At 72.1% G+C, this 13,320-nt stretch carries 3 protein-coding genes; all 3 read right to left on the bottom strand.

Annotation, left to right across the window (positions count from 1 at the left end):
• Nucleotides 1-3 precede the first annotated feature (3 nt).
• Nucleotides 4-9,504: a type I polyketide synthase gene (locus CYJ26_RS00790; RefSeq protein WP_101637892.1), complete on the bottom strand. Its 9,501-nt coding sequence runs from the start codon at nucleotides 9,502-9,504 to the stop codon at nucleotides 4-6.
• A gap of 124 nt (nucleotides 9,505-9,628) precedes the next feature.
• Nucleotides 9,629-11,218, bottom strand: a complete 1,590-nt coding sequence (locus CYJ26_RS00785; protein WP_006549756.1) for an acyl-CoA carboxylase subunit beta — start codon at nucleotides 11,216-11,218, stop codon at nucleotides 9,629-9,631.
• Nucleotides 11,219-11,221: 3 nt separating this feature from the next.
• The gene (locus tag CYJ26_RS00780) at nucleotides 11,222-13,075 is read right to left on the bottom strand and encodes an acetyl/propionyl/methylcrotonyl-CoA carboxylase subunit alpha (RefSeq protein ID WP_006549757.1); all 1,854 of its coding nucleotides are present in this window, start codon (nucleotides 13,073-13,075) and stop codon (nucleotides 11,222-11,224) included.
• Nucleotides 13,076-13,320: the final 245 nt, after the last annotated feature.

Here is a 13,320-nt window from a genome sequence, read left to right as displayed (position 1 = left end):
AGCCTAGAGCCGGTTGCGCCCCACGTGGTAGACGCCGTCGGCGCCCAGGCGCGCCTGCGGGTCCAGCAGCATGGCGGCCTCGACCTCATGCGGGTCGCGGCCGGCCTCAGCCTGACCCAGACGGCGTGCACGGAGCTCCTCGAACAGGGGCGCGCGGCCGATCATGCCGGCCATGCGCCTCCTGGCACCGGCCGCCAGGCGGGCGTTGGCGCGCTCTAGCCACGCCTGCACCCCAGCCTCACCCTCACGGCTGCGCAAGGCTGCCTCAAAGGCTCCAGGATGGACCAGGGCGATGAGCCCGGACACGTGACCGAAGCCCAGCGAGGTCACCAGTCCGGCGCGAACCACGCCACCGCGGCCTGAAATCCGGATCGGCCTGCGCGGCCACACCCAGAAGGCGTCGGGCTCCATGACCGGGTCCACCACGTCGAGGCTGGCGTTGCCCGGGGCGATGCCGGTGGCCAGGATCTCGGCAAGTCCCGCCACCTGGAACAGGGCCGCCCCGCCCTTGGCGTGACCGGTGACCGACTTCTGGGACACGGCCACCAGCGGGTTGCCAGGGGTGCGTTCCAGCGCCCGAGCCAGCCGTGTGTGCAGCTCGGACTCGTTGGGGTCATTGGCCTTGGTAGAGGTGTCGTGCTTGGAGACCACGGCGATGTCGTCGGCCTGGACCCCAAGGTCGGCCAGCGCCCGGGCCAGGCGCGAGTTCTGTCCGCCTCGTCCGGCTCCCAGGGCACCCAGGCCGGGGGCCGGGATGGAGGTGTGGGCGCCGTCGGCGTAGGAGGAGACGAAGCCGAGCACCCCCGCCACCGGAAGGCCTAGCCGGGCCGCCACGGTGGCCCGGGCCAGGATGACTGTGCCGCCGCCCTCGGCCTCGACGAAGCCTCCACGACGCCGGTCATTGGCCCGGGAGAAGTGACGGGCGGCGATGCCCTGGGCGTACATGGCCGCTGCCTCGGCAGTGGCGTTCATGTTGCCGAAGCCCACTACGGACTCCACCGAGATGTCATCGATGGCACCGGCCACGACGACCTCGGCCTTGCCCAGCGCGATCTTGTCCCAGGCCTCCTCGATGGACACCGCGGCGGTCGCGCAGGCCGAGACCGGCTGGACCATGGAGCCGTAGCCGCCGACGTAGGACTGCATGACGTGGGCCGCCACGACGTTGGGCAGGGCCTCCTGGAGGATGTCAGAGGGGCGGTCCTCGTCCAGCAGCCGCCCGACGAACATCTTGCGCATGGACTCCATGCCGCCAAAGCCCGTGCCCTGCGTCGAGGCGACGTCGCTGGGGTGGACGGCCTGCAGCAGCTCGGCCGGGCTGAAACCAGCGGACAGGAAGGCGTCCACGGCCGTGACCAGGTTCCACGCGGCGATGGGGTCCATGGCCTCGACCATGGTCGCGGGGATCCCCCAGCGCGCGGGGTCGAAGCCCTCGGGCATCTGGCCGCCCACCGTGCGCGAGAGCGTGGCACGGCGCGGGACACGGGCCAGGCAGCCTGCCAGGCAGGTCACCGTCCACTCCCCTGTCCCCTCCTGGGGCGCCACCCGCGTGTGAGCCGGGTCCGCGGCGGCCACCGAGCGTGCCGTGGCCTCGTCCGCCACCGTGAGGGTGATGTCGCGGTCGAGGTAGACGGTGGCGTCGATCTCCGCATCGGGGGCGATGACGCCGTCGTCGACGAACTCGCGGATGCCGCAGCGGGCCACGACCTCGTCACGGTAACGGGCGTAGACCTCCTCCTCGGGCACGAGCTCTCCGTCCATGTCGTACCAGCCGGGCTTGGGCGACTCCTGGTAGGTCAGCAGACCCATCCCCCAGGCCAGCTCCAGCACCCCGGCAGCCGTCAGCTCGACGTCGTCCTCACCCCTCATCCCGAGCTCGGCCTCGCGACGCGTGCGCCCTGACCCCCAGGTGGACACCTCCCCGGTGGAGACAATGACGACCATGTCCTCCAGGCTCGTTCTCACCTCACCCCACTGCGGTGCGGTGGGCTGGCTGGGCACCGCCGGCGTGGGAAGGGCCGGCACCGTCGCGGTCACCGTGGCCGCTGGCGAGGTCTGGCCTGCCAGCGCGCCAGCCTGCTCACGCAGCGCCACGAGGTCGACGCCGTCTCCCAGGCCTCCGGTCAGGTCCGCCTCGACGGGCGCCCGCCGGGCCTGCTCACGCACCTCGGGCGCGCACAGGCCCACCAGCTCGTGGGCGATCTCGCGCGTGGACCAGGTGCGCACGCCTGCCGCCTCCACGGCCGCGACGAGGGGGTCGTTGCCTCCCATGAGGCCGGTGCCACGCACCCAGCCGATCCGGGGGTGGGCGAGGGTCACGCGCTGCGACCACGCGCTCTCCGCCCGCCAGCGGTTGACCACGGCGTCCAGGGCGGACTTGACCTCGCCGTAGGCGCCGTCCCCACCGAAGGTGCCGCGGTTGGGCGAGCCGGGCAGGACGACGTGGAGGCGGGAGTCAACGTGGGTGTGCGTGCCGATGGCAGACAGCGTGGCGATCTGGCGCTCCAGGCTCCACAGCAGCACGCGGGTCTGGGACTCCGCCGCCGGCCCGGCGTCGGCCAGCGTGCCGCTCACGCGCGGGGCGGCGAAGGGGAAGAGAAGGGTGGGAACCAGTGCCTCCTTGGCCACCGTCGAGGTGCCGCCGGAGGTGACGACCTGGTCGTGGCCGATCCAGTGGGCCAGGGCGTCCACGTCCCGGTAGGAGGCGAGGTTCGCTGGGACCATCCACAGCCGGGTGCCGGCCACAGCGTGGGTGCGGTAGAGCTCGCGGGCGAAGGCCAGGCGCTCGTGGCTCAGACGTGAGGAGGTCGCGATGACGCACGCCCCGCCTGCCAGGAGCTCGGCCACCACCGAGGCCGCAATCGAGCCGGGTGCCACGCCCGTGACCACGGCGACCTCACGGGCGTAGCCAGGTGCGCTTCCGACCTCGGGGGCGCTGGCCGCAGCCTGCGCGATCGAGGCCAGGAGCTCGGCGCGCTCGTTCTGGCCGGCGGCCCTGGCCTGGTCCCGCCACCATGCGGCCTGCTGCGCCACCGGCGTCCCCAGACCCGCAAAGCGCTCGGGCGCCAGGGCGTGGCGAGCCTGGTCCAGGTCGCTCTCACCACTGCCCAGGCGTGCCAGGTCCTCACGGGCGCTGGCCCACCAGTCGTCAATGAGAACCGCGCGGCGCGCATCGAAGGCCGGCATCACCGAAGCCATCCATCCCGAGCCAAGCTCGGCGTCCACCGCTGCCACGAGGGCGCCGGTGGCGGCGGCCTCGTCGGCCGCGGCGTCGTCGGCCTGCGGCGGTTCGGCCAGTCCCAGGGCCGCCAGCATGGTGCGGGCCGTCGTGGCGAGCACGCCGCGCTCCCCGGTGACCGTGGCGGCAAAGGCGTCCAGGGCGGCAGAGTCGACGACGGCGCCGCCCGCCGTCGCGGCGCTGACCCGGGCCACGCTCAGCCCGTGGGCTGCGGCAACCTGCTGGACGGCGGCGTCGATGAGGGCATCAGCCTCGCCAAACGAGCTCGCTGGGGCCGAGGTGCCCAGGCTCGCGAGCTCACCGCCGCGCACGGAGGACCCCTCACGGCTGCCCAGCACGAGGGCGGCACTGGCATGCGCCGTCCATCCCTCGCCCAGGCCCCATGCCGTGCTCAGGCGCTCGCCCACGTAGGAGGCGCGCAGTCCGGCCGGCCCGAGCAGACGTCCCAGGCCCGAGCGCACCACCTCGGTGAGCACCGGCCCGAAGGCCTTGTAGCCCGGAGCACTCTTGGCCACGATCCCGCTCAGGGTCGGCATGTCCGCGTCGGCGGCGCCGTCGATCGAGGCCAGCTCCAGCTCGGCGCCCATATCCATCAGCAGCTGGTTGCGACGCGAGGACACGCCGTTGGTCAGGGTCTCGGTGGTGTCGGTGGCCCCGATCTGCTCCGGAGTGATGCGGGCGGCGTGGGCCAGCAGGACGAGGAGCGCATCGGCTGCGCCGAAGGCGAGGTCAGCCGCGGGCTCGCTCGGAGCCGGACCCGCCTGCGCGTTGGGGACCGAGGCCTTGGTCGACGCCGGAGATGCCTGCGGCGAGGCCGGCTCGGGCTGCGTCCCAGGCTGTGGCGCAGGCTCGCCCGGAGCACCGTGGCTGGAGGTCTCCTCCACGCTCACCGCGGGATCGGTGTCCGTGGCCAGCACCCGCGCCTCATCACGTCGCACGTTGTGGACGGTGACGTGGCGAGCGGCGTGCTCGGGCAGCATGAGGGTGCGCGAGGCGAGGTTGGCTAGGGTCGGCGAGGCCGCCAGGCCCACCTCCACCAGGTGACGCACGCCCAGGCCGCCCTCGGCGCGCGAGCGCACCAGCAGGTCCTGGGTCTCGATCCAGCGCACCGGGGAGGCGAACTGCCAGGCCAGGAGCTCGACCAGCAGCAGGCGGGCGAGCTCGCGTGGACGCTGGGACCACTGCGGCCAGGACTCCAGGACCTGGCGCGCCGGCTCGGAGGGCACGACCTGGAGGATGCAGCGCACGAAGTCCGCGCTCAGCTCGAAGGGACGTGCCACCAGGTTGGGCACGTAGCGCCCCACCAGGCGCTCATAGTCCAGGTCCTCGGGCACGAGCTCCAGCAGGCGGCTGCGGAAGGCCGGCACGCCCGGGCGCAGCACCTCGGAGTGGAAGGGGACGTCGATGCCGGGCACGAGTATGAAGGGGTTCTTGCCCCCGCGGGCCTCGGCGCGCCTGCGGCTGTCCGCGGCCAGCGCCTCCAGGCCCGCGACCGTGCCGGCCACCGCGTACTGGGCCCCAGCCAGGTTGTAGTTGACGATCTGGAGGAACTCACCGCTGGAGGCGGCGATGGAGGCGACGTAGTCCTCAACCTGGCTGGCGCTCACGCCGGCCTGGTTCGGGCGCAGGGCACCCATGCGGTAGCCCGAGCGGCCCTGGGCGTCACGCTCGACCAGGGTGTGCATCGTGGACCCGCGCTGGAAGACGATGGCGATCGTGGTCTCCACGTCCATGACGTGGCCGTAGGCCGCCAGGGCCGTGTACTCACCCAGGGAGTGGCCGGCAAAGGCCGCGTCCTCGACCAGGGCCCCGGCCTCCGCCAGTCGGGCGGTGGAGGCCATGGCCACCGTGGCCAGGGCAACCTGGGTGAACTGGGTGAGGTTGAGCAGCCCCTCGGGGTGTCTGTAGGTGACACCGCGCGCGGTCATCTCCACCGGGTTGTCACGCACGAGGTTGATGACCGAGAAACCGAGCTCGGAGCGGGTGAAGGCGTCCGCGCGCTGCCACACCTGGCGGGCCGCACGCGAGCTGTTCATCTCGTCCAGGCCCATCCCGGCAGCCTGGATGCCCTGACCCGGGTAGAGGTAGGCCGTGGGCTCGGGCGCCGTCAGGGCGGTTCCCCGCGAGACGACGTCGCCGCCGACCTTGCAGGTCACCTCCAGGACGTAGCCGCCCCCGACCACGAGGCCGGTGCGCTCGACGCTGATGACGACCTCGTCCTCCAGCTCGACCGTGCCGAGCATGACGTAGGTCCAGCCCTCCAGGACGAAGCCCACTCCCGAGGCGTCGGTGGCAGCAGCCGCCTGCTGCGCGGTGGCCGACAGCCACATGCCGTGCACCAACGGTGCCTGCATCCCGGCCACCCGGGCGGCGTGGTAACTGGTGTGGATGGGGTTGTAGTCCCCGCTCACGCGAGCGAAGGCGGTCATATCCGCCGGAGCCTTGACCGTGACGCGTCGCAGCAGCCGCCGGGCGCAGCGCACAGTCTGCCTGCCCGTGCCACCAGCCAGATCGGGGGCGCTGGGGGCCGCCGTGCCGTGGGCGCGGCCCCGGATGGCAAAGCGCTCACGCATGAGGGCGATCAGCTCGCCCTTCCCCTGCCGTGAGGGCGCGCCGTCCTCCTGGTCCTGCTCGGATTCGGATACGGCTTCGCGCAGCTCAAGGCGGACGTCCACCACCCGTCCGGCGCTGGACTCCTCCAGGGCCGCCACCCAGCCGGTCACCGCCACGCGCGAGGTGGGACCGACCCAGGCAGCCAGCTCCTCCACGCTGCGGCGCAGGTCGATGGTGTGGTCGAGGTGGACCGCGCCCAGGAGACCCTCGATCAGGGGCATCCCGTCCTCGACGACGCTGCCCAGGGCCGCGTAGACCACCGGCCAGCACGGGCCGAGCAAGGCGTCTGGCACAAGCGGTGCCGCCACCAGGGCCTGGCCGCCTCCGGCAGGCAACGCGTCACCGGTGACGGCCGCGTGGTCGGCTCCCAGGGTCGATGCCAGGGTGAAGGTGTCCTCCACGGTTCCAAAGGGCTGGGTGGCCGCCTGGCCGCGGGCGTCGAGGGCGCCGGGGCGCGCAGGGTGGACCAGGGGCAGGGCGGTGATCCGGTCTCCGGCCGCCGAGGTGGCCCCCACGCCCGCCGTGGCGCGCAGCAGGGCGTTCATCGTCTGCGAGATCCGTCCTGGATCGACCAGGGGCACGGCGCCGTCCCAGGCCGCCGCCAGGCGCAGCGGGACTACGAGGTGACGCACGGCGTGGACGGCCTCACCGCCGGGGACCTGGTCCCAGTGCGTGTCCAGGTGGATGTCGAGGTCGTAGGCGTCCGCTCCGACCTCCGGGCGGGAGACCACCGTGTAGGAGTCCTCCTCCAGCACCCGTGCGGGGTTGACCGTCAGGTGCCCGTTCCACAGCACGTGGGGAGCCCAGCGCACCAGCTGCGCCGCGTCCGCCACCGGCCGGGCCTGGCTGCCCGTGCCGCTGCCCAGCCTGGCCGCGGCCGGCTGAGCCTGAGTGCCCTGGTCCTGGAGCGCCTGGACGGCGGCCTGCTCAAAGCGTCCCAGGATCTGGCTGACCGGCTCGTCCACGCTCGTGATCCCGGCTACCGACACCGGGCCGGGGATGATGCGCACCTGGTCGGCGCTGTAGCGCGGGTCCTGGGACTGCCACAGTGAGTCCGTCCCCCACCAGCGCAGGATGTCAGCGTCCAGGATCGGCACGAAGGGCACGGGCTTGGGGTGCTTGCGGCACAGTGCGGGGAACCAGGCGGCGTCGCCAGGCGTGACCAGCGTGGTGGCGGCCTGCGGGTAGCGCTGGCGCAGGGCGGCCAGGGCGGCGTCGGAGTCGACGACGTCGGCGGTGGTGACGAAGAGGGTCTCCACCTCCCCGTGGTCGGCCGGGGCCAGACGCGCCTCGATGCGGTGGAGCAGGTCGAGGAAACGGTCGTACCAGCCCTCGTCGTTCCAGTCCTGCTCGCCGGCCGGGCGGCCCGGATGGGGCGCCAGGCACAGCTCGGCGTAGCGGCTGGCCCAGGCGAGGTAGGTCATCTCCTCCACGTCGCCGAAGTAGGGCTTGGCGGTGCGGGCCAGGGCCTGGATCATCTCCTGGCGGCGCGCGGCCATGGCCTGCTCGTCCCCGGCCAGCTGCTGGATGAGGCGAGAGGCTGCCGCCGAGGAGTTGTCGATCTCGTACAGGTCCGCCCGCAGGTGGGACAGCCCTGAGGTCATACCGCCCAGGCTCGCGCCTGAGGCGACCCAGCCGCCGTCGGCCCCGCTGTCTGCCGGGGCACGTACGGCGATGCCGGGAGTGTCCACGAGCAGCTGCTTGACGTCAGGGTTCGTACGCGCCTCACGCGCCGTCATGGCGGCCGTGCCGATCATGACGCCGTCCACCGGCGCCGGGGCCGTGTCGTAAGCCAGGGCCCACCGGCCCGTGAGGTAGTCAGCAGCGCGCTCAGGCGTGCCGATCCCGCCACCGACGCAGACCACGACGTTGTCGTGGGCGCGGATGTCGTCGTAGGTGGCCAGCAGCATGGTGTCGAGGTCCTCCCAGGAGTGGTGTCCCCCGGCGTGTCCGTCCTCGATCTGCATGATGACCGGCGTGGGTGCCGCCGCGGCGGCGATGGCGAGCACCGCGCGGATCTGCTCGACCGTGCCCGGTTTGAAGGCCACGTAGCTAAAGCCCTCCTCGCGCAGGCGCTCCAGCAGCGCCGTCGCCTCGTCGAGCTCGGGCACGCCGGCGGAGATGACGACGCCGTCCACCGGCGCCCCGGCAGCACGGGCCTTGGACAGCAGGCGCTGGGATCCCAGGTGCAGGTTCCACAGGTAGCGGTCCATGAACATGGCGTTGAAGGCCGCGGTGCGTCCCGGCTCCAGCTGCTCCTTGAGGCCGTCGAGGTTGGCCTGGAGCACCGCAGGGGTGGTCTGGCCTCCGCCGGCCAGCTCGGCCCAGTAGCCGGCGTTCGCGGCAGCCGCCACGATCTGCGGGTCGACCGTGGTCGGGGTCAGTCCCGCCAGGAGCACGGCCGAGCGTCCCGTCAGGCGGGTGAAGGCCGTGTCCAGCGTGAGGCGACCGTCAGGCAGGCGCGTCAGGCGCGGAGCGTAGCGCGAACGGTCCACCGTGGCCGCAGGGCAGGCTCCGGCACGGTCCAGGTTGTCCAGGTCGCGCGCGGTGCCGGCCGGCACGACCCGGACTCCGGTGCCTGCCACCGCGGTCGCGGTGATGCGGGCCAGGACGTTGCCCGGCCCCAGGTCCACCACCATGCGGGGGTGGCGGCCGTCAGCCGTTGTCGCCAGCGCCTGGCGCAGGATCTCGGGCCAGTCCACGGCATCGGTGAGCACAGCCGTGGCCAGGTCACGCGCCAGCGCCGTCTGCAGGCCGCAGGCTGCGGCCCAGGCCACGACGTCGTCGACGGCCGTGGTCAGGAAGGGGCTGTGGAAGGGCACCGTGGTGGCTAGGAACTCCGTGACCGGGGCGAGCACAGCCCCGCCCAGACGCCGGTCCTTGCGTGCCTTGGCGCTGCGTGCCGCAGCCGCCTCCAGGGCCGAGACCACCAGAACGAGCGTGCCTGGCCGGCCGGAGACGATATGTGCGTCGCGGCCGTTGGCCACCCCGATAGTCAGCTCCTCGTGGCCCGGCACGCGTTCTAGGACCTCCTCCAGGACCGGACGGGTCACCCCACGCACCGAGAGCATGGGCGTCGCCTCACCCACGCTCCCCAGGCCCTGGCGATGGGTGGTGCGGGTCGCCGCGGCGCCGATGAGGCGCGCCAGCGCGTGCACCTGCGCCACCTCGCCCGGCCCGCCGGACAGTGCACCCACCAGCGCCACGCCGAGCACGCCCTGGGAGTGGCCGACGGCGCCCGCCGGCCGGTGGCGGCCCGTCACCTCGATCCCGGCTGCCGGCAGGCTCGCCAGGACCGCGTGCTGGGCCAGCAGGATCCCCGGGACCGAGACGGCTGCCTCGTCCCCCTGCCCGGCGTGGCTGGGTGCGGGTACAACTGCCGCGCCGTCGTCGTCGAGCACGCGCAGGCCCCGCGGGCAGATGGTCAGCAGCTCGGTGGCCACCGGCGCCAGCAGGCGGCTGACCTCCTCATCGAGCGCGATGAGGTCAGCCGCCACCTCGCGGTCGGTCTCGAGCAGCTCTGCCAGGCTCGTTCGCCAGGGGGTGGCCTGGCCACCGAAGCTGAGGACGTAGGGCTCGCCCGCCTCCAGGAGGTCGGCCACGCTGGCTGTCGGGGCCGGGGTGGCCTGGGCCGCGCGGGAGGTGTAGCTCATCGGATCGGTCTGCGTGCTGGGCGTGGTCATGGTGTCCTTGCTGGTGGTGCTGGTTGTCAGGGGGCTGAGGGAACGGAACGCGGACGGTGGCTGACGGTGGCTGGTCATGGCTGGTGCTCCTTCCTCACAGCGGCCCGTTGTCATGCTTCTTGACCGCCATGCGGCTCACGTCGCGTTTGGCGCTGAGCGCCGCTAGGGAGTCGACGATGACGGTGCGTGTGTCCTCCGGGGCGATAACGGCGTCGATCTCGCCCAGGGCCACGGCCTTGTCCGGGTTGATGACCTCCTGGGTGTACTCGGCCACGAGGCGCTCGTGCTCGGCCGCAACCGCCTGGTCGCCTTCGCTGCGACGTACCTGCGCCAGCGCACGGCGGTGGATGATGCCAACCGCTCCCTGCGCACCCAGCACCGCGATCTCGGCGCCGGGCCAGCAGAAGTTCAGGTCCGCCCCGATCGCCTTGGAGCCCATGACGATGTAGGCACCGCCGTAGGCCTTGCGCAGCACGATCGTGACCAGGGGAACCGTGGCTGTGGCGTAGGCGTTGATGACCTTCGCCCCACGCCGGATGATGCCGGCGTGCTCCTGCTCGGCACCCGGGCGGTACCCGGGCACGTCGACGAAGGTGACCACGGGCAGGCCGAAGGCGTCACAGCAGCGCACGAAGCGCGCCAGCTTCTCCGAGGCGTCCACGTCCAGCGTCCCGGCGTCGACCATCGGCTGATTGGCCACGATGCCGACCGGGCGTCCCTCCAGGCAGGCGAAACCCACCACGACGTTGGCGGCGAAGTCCTCCTGCACCTGGACCAGCTCACCGTGGTCGACCACGGCCTGGACGACGGCGGTGACGTCGTAAGGCTGCCGGGTCGAGGCCGGCACGAGGTCACCCACCGCGGCCGCCGCGGCCTCGTCGGCGGCCCGGTCGACGTCGTCGTACTCATAGCGCGGGGCCTGCTGGTCAGAGGAGGAGGGCAGGTAGGCCAGCACCGTGCGCACCTGCGCCAGGGCGTCGGCCTCGTCCTGGGCCACGTAGTGCACGACGCCGGAGACCGAGCCGTGGATGTCCGCGCCCCCCAGCTCCTCGGCACTGATCTGCTCGCCCGTGGAGGCCCGTACGACGTCAGGGCCCGTGACGAACATGTGGGAGGCCTCGCGAGTGGCGATGATGTAGTCAGTCAGGGCCGGGCAGTACACGGCACCTCCGGCGCAGGGGCCGAGGATCACGCTGATCTGGGGCACCAGGCCCGAGGCGGCGCAGGTGCGGTTGAAGATGCGCCCGTACTGGCGCAGCGCCCCCACGCCCTCCTGGATCTTGGCCCCTCCGGAGTCGATGAGTCCGATGATCGGGATCCGTAGCCGCAGGGCGTCGTCCAGCAGACGCACGATCTTGTCTCCCTCGATGGTGCCCAGGGCGCCACCGCTGACTGAGAAGTCCTGTGCGTAGACGGCGACCTGACGCCCGTCGATCGTGCCGAACCCGGTGATGACTCCGCTGGGCCGAGCCGCCTGCCCCGTGCCCGAGCCTGCGTAGCGCCCGATCTCCAGGAAGCTGGAGTCATCGAGCAGGGCAGCCACGCGCTCGCGGGCGGTCTGCTTGCCCTTGGCGTGTTGGCGTGCGGCGGCGCGCTCCTCGGCCTGCGCGGCCACGTGCGCCGAGGTCTCGCGGAAGGCCTGGGTCCCTGGGGCCTGGCTCATCATGGTGGTGGACGTGCTCATCGCTCAGTCCTCCTCGTCCTGCTCGTGGCCGGGCCGGAGGTGGATGAGGGTCTGCCCGGCGCTGACCGTGCAGCCAGCCCCAATCGGGATCTCCCCCACCACGCCGTCAACTGGGCTGTGGACGTAGTTCTCCATCTTCATCGACTCCAGGACGACCATGAGGTCGCCGGCGTGCACCCTCTGGCCCGGCTCCACGCAGATGCGCGTGACCACCGCCTGCATCGGGGCGGCGATGACCGAGGGATCCTCGACCTCGCTCGCTGCGCGGTGGGCGGCGCGGCTGGCCGAACGCGAGCGCAGCGGCTGCTGGCTGCGGGAGGTCGGGGCTCCGGGGTAGCGCCCGCCCATCCGCGGTCCGTGCCCGCCCAGGACGCCATCGGGCACGGTGAGCTGGACCCGGCGGCCGTTGAGCTCGATGACGTAGGTTGAGCGGGTCCGGGGATTGTGGACGGGGCCGGCTGGTGCCTCTGACGCGTCGTCATGCTCGCGCAGCCGGTCCAGGACGTCCGTCTCGATCCAGCGGGTGGTCACGCCCAGGCGCCCTGCGGCGTCGGGTCCGGTGAACTCCTCGCGGCGCAGGACGTGCTCGTGCAGGGCGGTGCACACCGTCACGCCCTCGACCACGGTCTCGGCCAGCGCGCGGCGGGCGCGGCAAATCGCCTGGTCGCGGCTGGCACCCGTGACCACGATCTTGGCAAGCATCGGGTCGAAGACCGGGGTGATGACGTCGCCCTGCGTGACGCCGGAGTCGATCCGGATACCCGGGCCTGCCGGCCAGCGCAGGCGGGTGATCGTGCCGGTGGAAGGAGCCAGGCCCTGTGTGGCGTCCTCGCAGGTGATGCGCAGCTCCAGGCTGTGGCCTCGGGGCTCAGGCACAGGCGGCAGATCACCGCCGGCAGCCACCAGGAGCTGGAGGTCGACCAGGTCGACGCCGGCCACCTCCTCGCTCACGCAGTGCTCGACCTGGAGACGGGGGTTGACCTCCAGGAAGTACAGCTCGTCCTGGCTGGTCAGGAGGAACTCACAGGTAGCCACCCCCACGTAGCCGACGCTGTCCAGCAGGCGGCGGGAGTCCTCGACCAGGCGCTCGTGCAGGCCGGCGGGCAGGAAGGGTGCTGGGGCCTCCTCCAGGAGCTTTTGATTGCGTCGCTGCAGTGTGCAGTCGCGGGTCGAGACGACGGCGAAGGCGCCCCGGGCATCCCGCACGCACTGGGTCTCGACGTGCCGTGCGGCGGTGATGAAGCGCTCCAGGATCAAGGTGGCCCCGCCTGAGGCCGCGGCCTCAAAGGCGGGCGTCGCTCGGACCTCATCGTCATTGGCCAGCACCGTGATGCCACGGCCGCCTCCGCCGTCGGTCCGCTTGAGCGCCACCGGGTAGCCGTGGGCGTGCGCGAAGGCGAGCACAACGCTTGCCGAGGTCACCGAGTCCGTGATGCCAGGCACCGGGGCCACGCCGGCGCGCTCAGCGGTGGCGCGGGCCGTCATCTTGTCGCCCAGCGCCCGCATGGCTGACGGGCTGGGGCCGACCCAGATCAGTCCGGCGTCGATGACAGCCTGGGCAAAGGCGTCGTCCTCGGCCAGGAAGCCATAGCCCGGGTGAATCGCCTCAGCACCGGTGGAGACAGCCAGGGCAAGAATCGCTTCGCCGTCGGTGTAGGACGAGCCCTGCGGCAGGGCGTAAGCCTCATCCGCGAGCTCGGCGGCCGGGGACATGAGGTCCTCAGGCGTGTAGGGCAGGATCGAGGTTCCTCCCAGATCACGCACGGTGCGCACAATCCGCAGGGCGATCTCACCGCGGTTGGCGATGAGCACACGCTGTGGTCGGCGTGCCTCCGCTGGTCCTGAAGCCATCGGCATCGGCGTCCCTCCTTGACTGACTTCGTGGTCTCCCACAGGCGCGACATTCCGTCACGAGGACTGCGGTGCCACCGGCGCCCACGACACGCAGGTCAGCCCTCTGACTCTCTCTCGCCCATGAATTCATCATGCGATCCCTATGACTCAGCACTGTCAACAAATCGCGGCAGGCTCAGATCACAACAATCGCGATATTGCGAGGCTATTGAGCAGGGCAGCGGATTGAACATTGTGGGATCGTTACA

The organism is Actinomyces urogenitalis (genome assembly GCF_002861525.1).
GTDB lineage: Bacteria > Actinomycetota > Actinomycetes > Actinomycetales > Actinomycetaceae > Actinomyces > Actinomyces urogenitalis.
This window is presented reverse-complemented; position numbering and strand designations above follow the sequence as displayed.